The following is a 16,167-nucleotide window of genomic DNA, read 5'->3' as shown; positions in this document are numbered from 1 at the left end:
AAAAATGACAGGAAGGAAGAGACAAAAGATGATTAGAATAGAAGAATGTATCCTCTACCGCGATTTCGCAGAGGGGGAGGTACTGCGCGATATGACGATACTGGTGGAGACCTACAAAAAACTGGTCAATGCTCAGATTTCCCTGAAGGACCGCCGGTTCCGTGAGAATATGAGCGCATATGAGCCGCAGTTTTATGAGGCACTGAACCGCCTTGTCGAGATGGCAAACCGCTACGGCTTCTCCGGAAATCTCTGGCACGATTATCTGACATATCTTCTGGTCAACAAAGAAAATGCATTTTCTACCTCCTGCGAGATTGTCGGAAAAGTCGAGGGAAGCATCAACCAGATGGCAAAACATGATTTTGTCCGTTTCAAAGAGCTGTTCGATTTCGATATCTGTGTTTTTGATGAGATTTTTGAGTCCGGCGATGCCTCTGTCATCAGTTCCTATGAGAACACGGACAGCCCGAATAAACTATTCAACAAAGAAGTCCGGGATCGTATCTGTGAGCTGGCCATCCGTCTGGCAAAGGCTGCATCCGCAGATGAATTTATGGCTGATATGGTTCAGTTTTACAAAGATTTCGGAGTGGGAAAACTGGGACTTCACAAGGCATTTCGTATTGCGCATACAGGAGAGAACGTTGAGATTATCCCGATTACCAACATTCCGGATGTGCGCCTTTCTGATCTTGTCGGCTACGAAATTCCAAAGCAGAAGCTGATCGACAACACGAAAGCGTTTGTCGAGGGCAAGAAAGCAAACAACTGTCTGCTTTTTGGTGATGCCGGAACCGGAAAATCCTCCAGCATCAAGGGCATCCTGAATGAATATTACGATCAGGGACTGCGAATGATCGAGGTTTACAAGCATCAGTTTCAGGATCTAAATGAGCTGATTGCACAGATCAAAAACAGAAATTATAAATTCATTATTTACATGGATGACCTTTCCTTTGAAGAGTTTGAGATTGAGTACAAATACCTGAAAGCTGTCATTGAGGGAGGCCTGGAAAAACGTCCGGACAATATTCTTATTTATGCAACCTCCAATCGTCGCCATCTGATTAAAGAGGATTACAGTGATAAAGAAGGAACAAGACAGGATATGCATACTTCCGACACCGTACAGGAGAAACTATCCTTGGTATACCGTTTCGGCGTCAGCATCTATTTTGGTGCACCGGATAAGAAAGAATTCCAGAAGATTGTTTCCACACTGGCCGAACGATACGGCGTGACGCTGCGTGAGGAAGAGCTTTTGGCAGAAGCGAACAAATGGGAACTGTCCCACGGCGGTCTGTCCGGCCGTACCGCACAGCAGTTTATCGATTATCTGCTCGGAAAACAGTAAAAAGAAAAAGGTCAAAAAGTCCGCTTGGTATTGGGAGCGGGCTTTTTGGGATATCCTTTGAAAAAGAAGGAGGAAAAGCATATATGCAGTATTCCACATTTGCTGCCATTGATATCGGCAGCTACGACGTCATTCTGGAGATTTTCGAGATCTCCAAAAAACAGGGAATCCGAAGCGTGGATAAGATCTGTCATCGGATGGAGCTTGGAAAAGATACGTACACGTTGGGAAAAATTCGCCCTGAAATGGAAGAAGAGCTGTGCCGTGTACTCGCAGATTTTGTGCGGATTATGGAAGGCTATCGCGTGGACGATTACCGTGCAACGGCATCCAGTGCGATCAGTGAGGCGTCGAACAGTCTCTATGTCCTTGGAAAAATTCATCAGCTGACCGGTTTTTCTGTCACTGTTCTCTCCAACTCGGAGCAGCGTTTTCTTAGCTATAAAGCGCTCGCGGCGATGGAGGACAATTTTAACAAGATCATTGAAAAGGGAACTGCGATTCTCGATCTTGACGGTGGCAGTTTTCAGATTTCCCTGTTCGACAAGGATGCACTTGTCACAACACAGAACATCCGCATGGGAAGTCTTCGCATCCGCGAGCGTCTTGCCGGAATTCAGAGTGAGACGGAACATTACGAAGAGATGGTCGAAGAGCTGATTTGGAATGAAGTATCGAGCTTTAAAAAGATGTATCTGAAAGACCGTAAAATCGAAAACATTATGCTGATCGGCGATGTTTTCACCGACAGTGTTTATCAGAATATCGAAGAAAAAACGACAAAAATCATTTCCCGTGAAAACTTTAATACCTGGTATGAGAAAATTATCCGTCAGTCACCGATGGAGCTTGCTGTAAAACTTGGTATTCCGCTGGAAAACGCTTCACTGATGTACCCGTCTGCTGTGATTTATAAATGTCTGATTGATATGATGGGTGCGGAGCATATCTGGATTCCGGGCGTGCATATGACACGTGGTATTGCATACGAGTATGCGGAGCAGATGAAACTGCTGAAAGGCGGTCATAATTTCGAAAATGATATTCTGATGGCGGCAAAAAATATCGGAAAACGGTACGCGGTGAATCGCCCGCACGTCCAGAACCTGGAGATGACGGCCCTTGCCATGTTTGATGCGACGAAAAAGATGCACGGCATGAAAGAACGCGAGCGGCTGCTGCTTCGGATGGCGGTGATGCTGCACGATGTCGGAAAATACATCAGCCTTAATAATGTAGCGGATTCTTCCTATAATATTATCATGTCAAACGAAATCATCGGACTGTCCCATATTGAACGGGAGATGGTCGCACTGATTGCAAAATACAATACGGCAGTGCTTCCATCCTACGATGAGCTGGTGATGGAATCGTCGCTTAGTGCAGAACAGTATCTGACCGTATCGGAGCTGACAGCAATCGTCCGTCTGGCGAATGCACTAGATCGGAGTCACCTGCAGAAAATCCAGTCGATCCGCGCTGCCTTAAAGGAGAGAGAACTGCATCTGTCTCTGACGGTTGACCGTGATTTCACACTGGAGCAGGGACTGTGCCAGGATAAATTAGATTTTTTCAATGAGGTATTCAGCATACAGCCGATTATTAAGATGAAACGGCAGATGTAAGGAGGCGAACAAGATGGATATAACACCATATAAGAAACCGGAATATTTTCGAAACCGGGAATTGAGCTGGATCAGCTTCGACGAGCGTGTTTTAAACGAGGCGCGGGATAAGAGTATTCCGCTGTTTGAACGTCTGAAATTTATCAGCATTACCTCCTCCAACCTGGATGAGTTTTATATGGTTCGTGTGGCTTCACTAAAAGACCAGGTGCATGCAAACTATACGAAAAAGGATCTGTCCGGCATGGATGCGAAGGAGCAGCTTACCGAGATCAGCAAACGGACGCATGAGCTAGTGCAGCTGCAGTACAATACGTACAATCGCTCGGCGGTTCCGTCTCTGGAGCACGTTGGCCTTACGATTATCAGTGAGCACGAGAAGCTGACGAAGGAGCAGGCGGAGTATGTGGATTCCTATTTTGAGGAAAACATTTACCCGGTTCTGACCCCGATGGCCATGGATTCGGCCCGCCCGTTCCCGTTGATCCGGAACAAAACATTGAATATCGGTGCACTGGTGCAGAAGAAAGAGGATTCGCTTCTGAGCCGTGCGGAGGATAAGAAAGAGAAGAAAGGCAAGGAGAAGGAAAAGGAGAAAGAACTGGAATTTGCGACGGTTCAGGTTCCTTCGGTACTGCCGCGTTTTATTCTGCTTCCGCAGGATGAAAAGACGGGACAGCGGTATGTGATTCTTCTGGAGGAGATCATCGAGCGGAACATTGGAAAGCTGTTCTTAAGCTACGATGTGGTCTGCGCGCATCCGTACCGTGTTATGCGAAATGCAGATCTTTCGATCGATGAGGATGAGGCTTCCGACCTGTTAAAAGAGATCCAGAAGCAGCTTAAAAAACGTCAGTGGGGCGAAGTGATCCGTCTGGAAGTGGAAGATAAGATGGATAAGCGGCTCCTGAAGATGCTGGAAAAAGAGTTTGACATCGATGAAGACGACCTGTTCCGGATTCCGGGACCGCTCGATCTGACGTTTTTAATGAAAATGTATGGGCTCGACGGCTTTGATGAGTATAAAATTCCAAAATACATTCCAGCAGCAGTTCCGGCGCTGATGAATGAGGATGACATTTTTACAAACATCCGAAAAGGAGACATCTTACTGCATCATCCTTATATGACGTTTGATCCGGTCGTGCAATTTGTACAACAGGCAGCAAAGGATCCGGATGTACTGGCAATCAAACAGACGCTGTACCGTGTGAGCGGCAATTCTCCGATTATCGCGGCACTGGCGCAGGCGGCGGAAAACGGCAAGCAGGTTTCCGTACTGGTGGAATTAAAGGCACGGTTCGACGAAGAAAACAATATTGTCTGGGCGAAGATGCTGGAAAAGGCGGGATGCCATGTGATTTATGGTCTTCTGGGACTGAAAACACACAGTAAGATTACACTGGTGGTTCGGCGCGAGGAGACAGGCATTCGCAGATATGTACATCTTGGCACGGGAAACTATAACGATTCTACGGCAAAGCTGTATACGGACTGTGGCCTGTTGACATGCAATGCAAAGATCGGTGAGGATGCAACAGCAGTATTTAACATGCTTTCGGGCTATTCGGAGCCGGATCACTGGAACAAACTGGTGGTTGCGCCACTCTGGATGAAAGACAGATTCCTGCATCTGATTGCTATGGAGGAGGAACACGCGAAGAAGGGACAGAAAGCGCATATTATTGCGAAGATGAACTCGTTATGCGACCGCGATATTATTGCGGCGCTTTACAGTGCTTCGGCAGCCGGAGTAAAGATTGACCTGATTATCCGGGGAATCTGTTGTCTGAAGGTTGGAATCCCGGGTGTCAGCGAGAATATTACCGTTCGCTCGATTGTCGGCAATTTCCTGGAACATGCGCGGATTTTCTACTTCTACAGTGGTGGAAATGAAGAGGTGTTTATGGGAAGCGCGGACTGGATGCCGCGAAATCTGGAAAAACGGGTGGAGATTGTGTTCCCGGTTGAGGATGAGCAGATCAAGAAAGAAGTAATGCATATTCTTGATATCCAGATGAAGGATAATGTGAAAGCCAGTATTTTACAGGCAGACGGAACGTATACAAAGCCGGATAAGCGCGGAAAGATGCTGGTGAATTCACAGGAGTATTTCTGCAGGGAGGCAACGGAAAGAGCGGAAAAACCAAAAGAACAGGAAAACAGCAGGGTGTTTGTGCCGGCGGAACCGGTGGAATAGGTTTGGACGGACGCCCCGTAACGCACACAAGGGTGATGCGCGGTTTCGGGAGCTAGTAATTCTAAGGCTCTGTCATTTTGCTAAAACCATGCGCCAAAAATCAAAACTCGCTGTCGCTCAGACAGTTGATTTTTGGCGCATAACGCAAAATGCCAGAACCTAAGAATTACACGCTCCCTGCAAATGCGCATCACCCTTGTGTGCGTTAAGGGGCTGTGTGAAGGACGGACACGGATGTGGGAGCGGGAGCGCCCACTGCGTTGACATGAAAGAAGAATATGGTATGTTGTGATGAGAAAGAGCTGCAGCTTTGAGAGTTGCGGCGTTTTTTTGTGTCAAAAATAATCTGTTGGGTATTGGGAAAAGGAATGGCTATTCAGAATTTGTTTTGAAAATTGGTTTTGCGGGTGATTTTCGGGGATTTTACAAAGAGTGATCTGGAAGAGTGGCTGGAAAAGAAGGGGATGGAGATAAGGGAAAATGTGGACATTTTTTGTAAAGTAACCGGTTATTTTATTAACGGATATTTTACAAAGCGGTGGTAGTGGGCTTTACGGAAGGAAAGGTATAATGAGTCTCGACAAGACGAGGAGGAAGAAAAACGAATGTCAAATATTGTGTTGAAGAATGTCTGTAAATCTTATGATAAGGAACATTATGCGGTTCAGGATTTTTCGCTTGAAATACCGGATCGGGAGTTTGTGATTTTTGTTGGACCTTCCGGCTGCGGAAAATCGACGACGCTTCGGATGATTGCCGGTCTTGAGGAGATTACGAGCGGGGAGCTCTGGATTGATGGACAGCTTTGTAATTATGTAGAAGCAAAGGATCGCGATCTTTCGATGGTATTTCAGAACTACGCGCTTTATCCGAATATGACGGTATATGAAAACATGGCGTTTTCTCTGAAAATCCGGAAACAGCCCAAGGATGAAGTTGATAAAAAGGTACATGAGGCAGCTAAAATGCTTGGAATTGAGCATTTACTTGACCGGAGACCGGCAGCACTTTCCGGTGGTCAGAAACAAAGAGTTGCGATTGGAAGCGCAATTATGAGACGGCCGAAAGCATTTTTAATGGATGAGCCGCTTTCAAATCTGGATGCGAAGCTGCGGGCACAGATGCGGGTGGAGCTGGCAAAATTACATAAGGAACTGAAAACGACGGTGATTTATGTTACCCATGATCAGACGGAGGCGATGACGCTTGGTACAAAAATTATTGTTATGAAAGACGGTGTTGTGCAGCAGGCGGATGCACCGGAGCGGATTTACCGCCATCCGACAAACAAATTTGTGGCTGGTTTTATCGGAGCTCCGAGTATGAATTTTATGGAAACGATGGTGATGGAAAGAAACGGAGCGGTTTATCTGGAGGCAGACGGAGGAGTTACCCTTCGTGCAAAAGGAGAGAACGAAATGGTGCTTCGTCGCGCTTATCTCGGAAAAATGGTGATCTTAGGTCTGAGACCGGAGGATTTACAGGACGAAACAACCGCTTCCGCACATCGGATCTGTTACGAAGAGAATCAGTTGAAGGCATTTGTTGACCTGCGGGAGATGATCGGTGCAGAAGCGTATCTGCATATGAATACCGGAAAAAATCTGATTACAGCAAGAGTGCCTTCCGAGGTGCCGGTTACTGTAAAGGAAAGCATTACATTGTATGCAGATATGGAGAAAGCACAGATCTTTGATCCGTTTACAGAAGAAAATATTTTATCTCTGCCGGTTGAAAAAGAAGAACGTGCAACAGCATAAGAAGGAGCAAGAAGTGAAAAAAGTAATCGAAAAGTGTAAAAAAGCAGAAGTTTATATGTATCTAATCCCGAGTATGGTGATCTTTAGCATCTTTCTGTTTTATCCGTTTTTTAAAACCATTTATCTGAGCCTGTATAAGACAAACAAGCTTGGAGAAGCGAAATTGTATGTGGGACTGGATAACTATAAAAGCTTATTATCGAATCCATCCTTTTACAACAGTCTCTGGGTTACACTGGAATTTGTGGCGATTGTTGTAGTCGGAAGTATGGCGCTTGGCCTTCTGGGAGCAGTTCTTTGCAGCAAGGCTTTCCCGGGAATCCGGGTATTCAGTACTTCCTATGCACTCCCAATGGCAGTAGCATCGAGCTCAGGCGCCATGATTTTCAAGATTATTTTAAATCCCACGATCGGTATCGTAAACAAATTGCTGCATGTGAGCATTAACTGGGTCAGTGATCCGAAATATGCGCTGATCTGTGTGGCTGTCCTTACGGCATGGCTGAACAGTGGCATCAATTTCCTGTATTTTTCGGCGGGACTTGGAAACATTGATGATTCGATTTATGAGCGTGCTTCTGTAGATGGAGCGAATGCAGTACAGAAATTTTTTAAGCTGACACTGCCGGGGCTTTCTCCGATCATGTTCTACACACTGGTTGTTAACATTATTCAGGCATTCCAGTCATTCGGACAGGTGAAAATCCTGACACAGGGAGGACCGGGAGAATCCACGAACCTGATTGTATATTCGATATACCGTGATGCGTTTTTTAATTACCGGTTTGGAAGCGCAGCCGCACAGTCCGTTGTTTTGTTTCTGATTGTCATGGCGCTTACCCTGGTTATGTTCCGCATGGAAAAGAGAGGAGTAAAATACTGATGTCTACAATAGCAACTACGATTGCCGGACCAAAAACTTATTCTGCAGAGGAGCTGCAGGCACTGCATCTGGCAATGAATGCAAAAGCAAAAAGAAAGAAAATGCTTCAGAAAACAGCGTTGGTTACCATGAACCTGATCGTTTGTCTGTTTATGCTGTTTCCGCTGCTTTATACCATCAGTGTAGCGTTTATGCCGTCCGGCGAGCTTTACACAATGGCAATGAACATCGTGCCAAAACATCCGACGCTGGAAAATTTCGTGGAAGCATTTCATAAAATTCCGCTGGTACGCTTTGTCCTGAACTCATTTTTGGTTGCGGGCAGCATTACGCTGGGTCAGATTGTAACGTGTTCTCTTGCGGCATTTGCCTTCTCTTTCCTGGATTTCAAAGGGAAAAATATTCTGTTTATGCTGGTAATGGCGACCATGATGGTGCCGGGTGAGGCAACCATTATTTCCAATTATCTGACGGTAGGAAGTCTCGGACTGCTCGATACCTATATTGTTCTGATTCTGCCTTCTCTTACCTCTGCAATGGGAATTTTCCTGTTCCGCCAGTTCTACATGACTTTTCCGGTTTCTCTTTATGAATCGGCGAAGCTGGACGGCTGCGGGAATCTGCGGTTTATCGTAAAAATCCTGATGCCGCTGACAAAGTCAGCAATGGGAGCAATGGCGGTTTACACCTTTATCAATGCATGGAATATGTACATGTGGCCGCTGCTGGTTACAGGTTCGGACAGCAAGCGTACCGTACAGATTGGTATCAGTATGCTGAACAGCGTCGACGCACAGTCGATTACCCTGATGCTGGCGGGCGTGGTAATGATTATCATTCCATCCATTTCCATCTTTATCGTGGGCCAGAAGGCCTTAATCAAAGGAATGTTTTCGGGAGCAGTCAAGGGCTGATTCCTGTGACAGAAAAAAGAATAGAAAACTGTATGAAAAACGAGGAGAAAAAAATGAAGAAAAAAGTGATTGCATCAATTCTTGCGGCTTCTATGGCAGCTATGGCGCTTACCGGATGCGGAGGCGGAAAAACAACGAGTGAGGCACAGAGTGCGACAACAGATGAAACCACAGCCAGCACAGAGGCAGGAAGTACGGCAGATGGCGCAGAAGCACCGGATTTAAACCAGGATACGAAGGGAACCACGATTACCTTCTGGCATTCCATGGGCGGTGTCAATGGCGAGGCAATGGATTATCTTGTCAATAAATTCAATGAAGAGAATACCGATGGCATTACCGTTGAGGCGGTTTATCAGGGAGAATATGATGATACGATTAACAAACTGAAAAGTGCACAGATCGGAAATATGGGAGCAGACCTGGTACAGATTTATGATATCGGAACACGCTTTATGATTGATTCCGGCTGGGTCATTCCGATGCAGGAGCTGATTAATGCAGATGGCTATGACATTTCCCAGATCGAGCCGAATATCGCTGCTTATTATACGGTAAACAATGAGCTGTACTCGATGCCATTCAATTCGTCCACACCGATTCTGTATTACAACAAAGATATGTTTGAAAAAGCAGGGATCACTGAGGTTCCGACAAGCCTGGAAGGAATTCTTGCTATCGGTGATGATCTGAAAACAAAGGGCGGAGCCGGTGAACCGCTGGCACTCTCCATCTATGGATGGTATTTCGAACAGTGGCTCTGTAAACAGGGACTTTCCTATGCGGATAATGGAAATGGCCGTGATGCCGCTGCTACTGCAGTTGAATTTGATTCCAACGGCGGAGCGCTCAACATCTTAAATGAGTGGAAAGCCCTGAACGATGCCGACGTTGCACCAAACGTAGGCCGTGCCGGAAGTGATACCGCAACGACAGACTTTACTTCCGGAAAAGCAGCGATCACCCTTGGCTCTACCGCATCTCTGAAGCAGATTTTACAGGATGTCAATGGAAGCTTCGAAGTTGGAACCGCATATTTCCCGACAATCAAGGACGGCGATGAGGGCGGTGTTTCCATCGGAGGAGCATCTCTCTGGGCATTGAACAACAACGATGATGCAAAAGCAGCAGCTACCTGGAAATTTATTAAATTCCTGATTTCCCCGGAATCTCAGGCATACTGGAATGCCGAGACGGGTTACTTCCCAGTAACAACAGCTGCTGATGAGGAGCAGACCTTTAAAGATAATGTAGAACAGTATCCGCAGTTCCAGACCGCAATCGACCAGCTGCACGATTCCAAGCCGCAGTACGCCGGCGCACTTCTCTCTGTATTCCCGGAGGCAAGACAGATTGTGGAAACAGAAATCGAGAATATGATCAACGGAAACGAGACTCCGGAGAAAGCAGTAGAATCAATGGCTTCCCAGATCAACAGCTCCATCGAGGACTATAATCTGGTAAATGAATAAGAGACAGGCTTTACAAAAATAAGATTTCGTCCTATAGTGAAGAAAAACGAGTTCCCAAAGCGTGTTTGAACGGTTTCTATGAAGGGGAAGATCCGAGTTACGGAAATGATTTTTCAGATATGACTGGAAATGCGTCGGAGACAAAAATCCGGCGTGTTTCCGGATTTATAGTAAGCCGCCAAATAATGCAAAAGAGTCAGTACCGCTTTTTTTAACCGAATCAAGTAAGTCCCCTGCTTCCATTGCGTGAAGCAATAAGCAGTGGGTGGGGACTTGCTTGTATCAGGAGGAGTGCAAGCTCCTTCTGATAAACTGCGGAGCAGTTATTCGGTTATGAGCAAGTAGCAAAGCGGATTGCGAATATCCGCTTGACTTATTTTCAGGGTTTACGATAAAAGAAAAAAGCTGCAGCCGGGAAAAAAGATAGAAAAGAGTGCAGGTTTGGAAATGGGAACGGAAAATGGAGGACAGATACGAGATGAAAACAAAAGTATGGGCACACAGAGGAGCCAGTGCATATGCACCGGAAAATACACTGGAAGCGTTTCTTCTTGCAGCAGAGCAGGGAGCAGACGGTGTGGAACTGGATGTACAGCTGACAAAAGATGGCGAGATGGTTGTTGTCCACGATGAGGAAATCGACCGGGTCAGTGACGGAAGCGGATTTGTCAAAGATTATACGCTTGCGGAATTAAAGATCCTGAACTTTAATAAGACACATCCGGAGTATCAGGATGTAAAAATTCCGACGCTTCGCGAAGTATATGAAGCATTAAAACCAACGGGAATGACGATCAATGTCGAGCTGAAAACCGGTATTTTCTGGTATAAAGACCTGGAAAAAAAGGTACTCGAGCTGACAAAAGAGATGGAGATGGAAGATCGCGTGATTTATTCTTCCTTTAACCATTACAGCATTGCAAAAATTCTGGAACTGGATCCGAAAGCCAGCACCGGCATCCTCTACGCAGATATTATTTATGATGTCGTGAATTATGCGAAAAAAATCGGAACAGGAGCTCTTCATCCGGCAACCTTTCATGTGCAGATGGCAGACTTTCTTCAGCGGTATGTGGAAAGCGATCTTGCGGTGCATGTGTGGACGGTCAATGATAAGGCGGAGATCGAGCGTCTGATGGAGGCCGGTGTTGACGCAGTCATCACTAATTATCCGGATGTGGCCGTTTCCTGCCGCAACGCGAAGTGATACCGATTGGAGAAAAAAAGCTGTTCCTTTTGGATATCGACGGAACCATCTGCGTGGGGAACCGTCTGATTCCGGGAGCAGACCGGTTTTTAAACGGACTGTCCGAGTACGGCGGAGATTATGTGTTTATCACAAATAATACGACGATGAGCGTAGCAGATTACCGGAAAAAATTTGCAAAGCTGGGCATCCCGACAACAAGCGCGAACTTTCTGACGGCTTCTGTTGCAACAGCGCATTATCTGAAGCAGAAATATGGATCCCGTCCCGTCTATGTGCTGGGAACGGACTCTCTGATCCGGGAATTGGAGAGCTTCGGTGTGTGTACCACCCGCGATCCGGAGAAAGAAGGAATTGCGTGTGTGCTTGCAAGCTATGACAATGAACTGACGTATCAAAAACTGACGGATATCTGTCGGCTGTTGATAGAGCGCCCGGAGCTCGATTACGCTGCAACGAACCCGGACTATGCTTGTCCGATTGAATTCGGCTACGTGCCGGATTGCGGTTCCATCTGCGAGATGATCGGTCATGCGATCCATCGTATGCCGACTTATATCGGAAAACCAGGCATACGGATGGTTGAGATGGCACTTGATATGACAGGCAGAACGCGCGATGAGGCTGTTCTTGTGGGAGATCGTCTCTATACGGACATTGCGTGCGCCAACATGGCGGGCATTTCTGCAGCACTTGTGCTTTCCGGTGAATCTACGCGTGAAGAAATGCAGAACTCGCAGTATCTTGTGGAGTATGTGTATCCATCCGTAAAAGAAATGTATGCGGAGTGGGTGTATGGACAAAAGAAGAAGTGTTCTTAAAATTCCGAAATGGTTATGGTTTTGGAACAAAAAAACAAAAAGAAGAATTCTGAGAGGAGAACCTTTTTCCGAAGGAGTTCTTCTTTTTTGTTGCGGAAAAGGATACTTTCCGGATACGGGATAAAAGCCTGGGACGGTATAGAAAAAGCTTGCCAAAAGAGGGAATTTCCCTATATAATGATTCAGACTATAATATGAAAAAGAAAACGGTCAGGAGATCGGAAAATTCCAATACAACAGAAGAAGGAGAATTTATGCATGAGTATTTTAAATGTAGAACATCTGTCCCACGGCTTCGGCGACCGTGCGATTTTTGAAGATGTATCGTTCCGCCTGCTAAAGGGGGAGCACATCGGTCTGGTAGGTGCAAATGGCGAGGGAAAATCAACCTTTATGAACATCATCACCGGAAAGCTGATGCCGGATGAGGGAAAGGTTGAGTGGGCAAAAAACGTCCGTGTCGGCTATCTGGACCAGCATACCGTTCTGGAAAAAGGTATGACGATCCGTGATGTGTTAAAAAGTGCTTTTTCCTGGTTGTACGAGATGGAAGAGCGGATGAACACGATCTGCGATTCCATGGGCGATGCCTCCGAGGACGAGCTGAATGCAATGATGGAAGAACTCGGCGTGATCCAGGAGATGATGGATGCACATGATTTTTATATTCTGGATTCCAGAATAGAAGAGATTGGCCGTGCGCTTGGTCTTGAAGAGATCGGTCTCGAACGCGATGTCACCGAACTTTCCGGCGGACAGAGAACGAAGGTACTTCTGGCAAAATTACTTTTGGAAAAACCGGACATCCTTCTTTTGGATGAGCCGACCAACTACCTGGATGTGGAACATATCACTTGGCTGAAACGATACCTTGAAGAGTATGAAAATGCCTTCATTCTGATCTCTCACGATATTCCATTCCTGAACAGTGTTGTCAATCTGATCTATCATATGGAAAACAAAGAGCTGAATCGTTATGTTGGTGATTACGATCACTTCCAGGAGGTTTATGCGGTCAAAAAAGCGCAGAAGGAAGCTGCCTATAACCGTCAGCAGCAGGAGATCAGTGAACTGAAGGATTTCGTGGCACGAAACAAAGCCCGTGTGGCAACCAGAAATATGGCTATGTCACGGCAGAAGAAGCTGGATAAGATGGATGTGATCGAGCTTGCGAAAGAAAAACCAAAGCCGGAATTTCATTTCCGCACTGCGCGCACTTCGGGCCGCTTCGTTGTGACTGCAAAAGAACTTGTGATCGGCTATGAAGAACCGCTCTCCAGACCGCTGACCTTTGCGATCGAGCGTGGCGAAAAGATCGTGCTCACCGGTGCCAACGGAATTGGAAAAACAACGCTCTTAAAGAGTATCCTCGGTTTGATCCCGTCCCTTGGCGGAGACGTGGAGCTTGGCGATTATCTGGAAATCGGATATTTCGAGCAGGAAATGCCAAAAGGCAACACCAACAGCTGTATCCAGGAAATCTGGGAAGAATTTCCATCCTATACTCAGTATGAAGTCCGTGCAGCGCTTGCCAAATGCGGTCTTACCACACAGCACATTGAAAGCCTGGTGCGTGTGCTCTCAGGAGGAGAACAGGCAAAAGTTCGCCTCTGTAAACTGATCAATCGCGAAACCAATCTTCTTGTCCTCGATGAGCCGACCAACCATCTCGATGTAGACGCAAAAGAGGAGTTAAAAAACGCACTGAAAGAGTACAAAGGAACTGTTCTTATGGTCTGCCATGAGCCGGAATTTTATGATGGCCTGGCAACCAGCGTATGGGACTGCTCGGAGTGGACGACGAAAGTGATTTAATCGAATCAAGCAAGTCCCCTGCTTCCATTGCGTGGAGCAATAAGCAGTGGGTTGGGACTTGTTTGTATCAGGAGTGGTACAAGTCACTCCTGATAAGCTGCGAAGCAGTTATTCGGTTATGAGCAAGTAGCGAAACGGATTGCGAATATCCGCTTGACTAATAATAAGAAGAAAAGTCAGCAGAAAACGGACTTTTATCCTCTTTCAGCAAGAAGACTCCGACCTCTAAGGTGGGAGATGAATTGCGTCCGTTACCTTCTTGATAGTGGGTTCTAATCATGGTATAATAGAATCAGTCGAATGGCAGAAAGGGGTCGAAATACAATGGATTTGGATAATAATGCACATTCAGTGTTTTTGCTGCACTATCATCTTGTTCTTGTGGTTAAGTACCGCAGACAGGTTTTTGATGACGCAATTTCCGGCAGGGCAAAAGAGATCTTTGCGTATATTGCTCCAAATTACAATATCACCCTTGAAGAATGGAATCACGATAAAGACCATGTGCATATACTTTTCAAGGCGCATCCAAATACAGAAATAAGCAAGTTCATAAACGCATATAAAAGTGCAAGCAGCAGACTTCTGAAAAAAGAATTTCCACAGATAAAGCAAAAATTATGGAAAGAACATTTCTGGAGCCAGAGTTTTTGCCTGCTCACAACGGGCGGTGCCCCGATGGAAGTAATCAAAAAATACATTGAAAGTCAGGGACAAACGGATCGAAAAAGGAAGTGACCAACATGGCAAACAAAGCATATAAATTCAGAATATACCCCGACGATGTGCAGAAAGTTTTGTTTGCCAGAACGTTCGGCTGTGTCCGAATGGTGTACAACCATTGGCTTGCCAGAAAAATCAGGCAGTATGAGGAGGACAAAACCGCGGTAACTTACACGGTTTGTGCAAAAGAAATGGCTGAAATGAAGAAAACAGAAGCATACGCATTTTTGAGGGAAGTAGACAGTGTCGCATTACAACAATCGCTTCGGCATCTTGATACGGCATTTCAGAATTTTTTCAAACAGCCGAAGACAGGTTTTCCAAAGTTTAAATCTAAAAAACAGAATAAAAAGAGCTATTCAACGATCTGTATCAACGGAAACATTGCCATATTGAATGGATATTTGAAATTGCCGAAAGCCGGCCAAGTCCGGTTAAAACAACACAGAGCTGTTCCGAAAGAATACAAATTAAAATCTGTAACAGTAAGCCAGACACCAGGCGGAAAATATTATGCAAGTATTCTTTTTGAGTATGAAAATCAAGTACAGGAAAAAGAGATGCAGAGTTTTCTGGGGTTAGATTTTTCCATGCATGAATTATATCGTGACAGCAACGGGAATGAACCTGCATATCCGAAGTATTACAGGAATGTAGAGGAAAAATTAGTGAGGGAGCAGCGCAGACTTTCCAAAATGCAGAAAGGTTCGAACAACCGTAGCAAGCAGAGAATCAAGGTGGCAAAACTCCACGAAAAGGTTTCCAGTCAACGAAAGGATTTTCTGCATAAGCTGTCAAGGCAGCTAGCAAATGCTTATGATTGTGTATGTATAGAATCCCTAGATATGAAAGCAATGTCACAGATGCTGAACTTTGGAAAATCTGTTTCAGATAACGGGTGGGGAATGTTCACAGGGTTCTTGAAATACAAACTTGAGGAACAGGGTAAAAAACTTGTGAAGGTGGACAAATTTTTCGCCAGCAGTCAGATTTGTTCAGTTTGTGGTTACAGGAACGCAGAGACAAGAAAACTTGCGGTCAGAGAGTGGGATTGTCCGCAGTGCGGAACCCATCACGACAGAGATGTAAATGCGGCTGTTAATATCAGAAATGAGGGAATGCGGCTGGTAGTGGCATGACCGTAACGTAATATAATAAAACCGTGGGACACACGGGGATAGCTCGCCTATGCTTAGCACATTGGTGCTATCGAACGAGAACCAAACCTACCGAGGTTAGGGAAGCCCCCACCTCTACAGGTGGTGGAGGATGTCACAGAAAGTGTTTTCTGTTGATTTTTTGCATTTAACAAGTAGTTAGATAAAAGAATGAATATACAGAATTAACTATATTTTTCTAAAAATAAGAAAATTCGAAAAAAGGTGTTGAC

12 protein-coding genes are annotated in these 16,167 nt (G+C 45.6%); all 12 read left to right on the top strand.

Annotated features, from left to right (window positions below; all coding sequences use genetic code 11):
• The first annotated feature begins 28 nt into the window (after positions 1–28).
• The 12 genes from DWX00_RS06670 to tnpB all read left to right on the top strand — a co-directional run bounded on the left by DWX00_RS06670 (position 29) and on the right by tnpB (position 15,916).
• Positions 29–1,357 carry an ATP-binding protein gene (locus tag DWX00_RS06670; RefSeq protein WP_055222098.1) on the top strand — a complete coding sequence of 443 codons (1,329 nt, stop codon included), beginning with the start codon at positions 29–31 and terminating at the stop codon, positions 1,355–1,357.
• Between the two features lie 83 nt (positions 1,358–1,440).
• Positions 1,441–2,982 (top strand): Ppx/GppA phosphatase family protein, encoded by a 1,542-nt coding sequence (locus DWX00_RS06665; RefSeq protein ID WP_022462390.1) that lies wholly within the window; start codon positions 1,441–1,443, stop codon positions 2,980–2,982.
• A gap of 13 nt (positions 2,983–2,995) precedes the next feature.
• Entirely contained in the window at positions 2,996–5,182 is a 2,187-nt protein-coding gene (locus DWX00_RS06660) for an RNA degradosome polyphosphate kinase (protein ID WP_022462391.1), read from the top strand.
• A gap of 605 nt (positions 5,183–5,787) precedes the next feature.
• Positions 5,788–6,942, top strand: coding sequence for an ABC transporter ATP-binding protein (locus DWX00_RS06655; protein WP_118594891.1), 1,155 nt, complete (start codon positions 5,788–5,790; stop codon positions 6,940–6,942).
• Between the two features lie 55 nt (positions 6,943–6,997).
• Positions 6,998–7,825: a carbohydrate ABC transporter permease gene (locus DWX00_RS06650; protein ID WP_118594956.1), complete on the top strand. Its 828-nt coding sequence runs from the start codon at positions 6,998–7,000 to the stop codon at positions 7,823–7,825.
• Between the two features lie 101 nt (positions 7,826–7,926).
• On the top strand, positions 7,927–8,739 hold the full coding sequence (locus tag DWX00_RS06645; RefSeq protein ID WP_416388118.1) for a carbohydrate ABC transporter permease: 813 nt from the start codon (positions 7,927–7,929) through the stop codon (positions 8,737–8,739).
• A 53-nt stretch (positions 8,740–8,792) separates the two neighbouring features.
• On the top strand, positions 8,793–10,211 hold the full coding sequence (locus tag DWX00_RS06640; RefSeq protein ID WP_118594955.1) for an ABC transporter substrate-binding protein: 1,419 nt from the start codon (positions 8,793–8,795) through the stop codon (positions 10,209–10,211).
• A gap of 478 nt (positions 10,212–10,689) precedes the next feature.
• Positions 10,690–11,418 carry a glycerophosphodiester phosphodiesterase gene (locus DWX00_RS06635; protein ID WP_117802584.1) on the top strand — a complete coding sequence of 243 codons (729 nt, stop codon included), beginning with the start codon at positions 10,690–10,692 and terminating at the stop codon, positions 11,416–11,418.
• Positions 11,415–12,239: an HAD-IIA family hydrolase gene (locus DWX00_RS06630; protein WP_243037976.1), complete on the top strand. Its 825-nt coding sequence runs from the start codon at positions 11,415–11,417 to the stop codon at positions 12,237–12,239. Before DWX00_RS06635 ends, DWX00_RS06630 begins: the two co-directional genes overlap by 4 nt.
• A 258-nt stretch (positions 12,240–12,497) precedes the next feature.
• Positions 12,498–14,054, top strand: a complete 1,557-nt coding sequence (locus tag DWX00_RS06625) for an ABC-F family ATP-binding cassette domain-containing protein (RefSeq protein ID WP_117802549.1) — start codon at positions 12,498–12,500, stop codon at positions 14,052–14,054.
• A 324-nt stretch (positions 14,055–14,378) separates the two neighbouring features.
• The gene (gene tnpA, locus DWX00_RS06620) at positions 14,379–14,792 is read left to right on the top strand and encodes an IS200/IS605 family transposase (RefSeq protein ID WP_055222090.1); all 414 of its coding nucleotides are present in this window, start codon (positions 14,379–14,381) and stop codon (positions 14,790–14,792) included.
• A 5-nt stretch (positions 14,793–14,797) separates the two neighbouring features.
• Positions 14,798–15,916 carry an IS200/IS605 family element RNA-guided endonuclease TnpB gene (tnpB, locus tag DWX00_RS06615; RefSeq protein WP_117802548.1) on the top strand — a complete coding sequence of 373 codons (1,119 nt, stop codon included), beginning with the start codon at positions 14,798–14,800 and terminating at the stop codon, positions 15,914–15,916.
• The last annotated feature ends 251 nt before the right edge of the window (positions 15,917–16,167 follow it).

This window comes from Blautia sp. AF17-9LB (genome assembly GCF_003479185.1).
GTDB lineage: Bacteria > Bacillota > Clostridia > Lachnospirales > Lachnospiraceae > Fusicatenibacter > Fusicatenibacter saccharivorans.
Note: the sequence above shows the minus strand (reverse complement) of the source record. Positions and strands in the feature narration are given on the sequence as shown.

What these genes read in the sequence shown, in the direction of transcription:
- DWX00_RS06670 (WP_055222098.1), top strand. Translation starts at nt 29, where the DNA reads ATGATTAGAATAGAAGAATGTATCCTCTACCGCGATTTCGCAGAGGGG.
- DWX00_RS06665 (WP_022462390.1), top strand. Translation starts at nt 1,441, where the DNA reads ATGCAGTATTCCACATTTGCTGCCATTGATATCGGCAGCTACGACGTC.
- DWX00_RS06660 (WP_022462391.1), top strand. Translation starts at nt 2,996, where the DNA reads ATGGATATAACACCATATAAGAAACCGGAATATTTTCGAAACCGGGAA.
- DWX00_RS06655 (WP_118594891.1), top strand. Translation starts at nt 5,788, where the DNA reads ATGTCAAATATTGTGTTGAAGAATGTCTGTAAATCTTATGATAAGGAA.
- DWX00_RS06650 (WP_118594956.1), top strand. Translation starts at nt 6,998, where the DNA reads ATGTATCTAATCCCGAGTATGGTGATCTTTAGCATCTTTCTGTTTTAT.
- DWX00_RS06645 (WP_416388118.1), top strand. Translation starts at nt 7,927, where the DNA reads ATGCTTCAGAAAACAGCGTTGGTTACCATGAACCTGATCGTTTGTCTG.
- DWX00_RS06640 (WP_118594955.1), top strand. Translation starts at nt 8,793, where the DNA reads ATGAAGAAAAAAGTGATTGCATCAATTCTTGCGGCTTCTATGGCAGCT.
- DWX00_RS06635 (WP_117802584.1), top strand. Translation starts at nt 10,690, where the DNA reads ATGAAAACAAAAGTATGGGCACACAGAGGAGCCAGTGCATATGCACCG.
- DWX00_RS06625 (WP_117802549.1), top strand. Translation starts at nt 12,498, where the DNA reads ATGAGTATTTTAAATGTAGAACATCTGTCCCACGGCTTCGGCGACCGT.
- tnpA (WP_055222090.1), top strand. Translation starts at nt 14,379, where the DNA reads ATGGATTTGGATAATAATGCACATTCAGTGTTTTTGCTGCACTATCAT.
- tnpB (WP_117802548.1), top strand. Translation starts at nt 14,798, where the DNA reads ATGGCAAACAAAGCATATAAATTCAGAATATACCCCGACGATGTGCAG.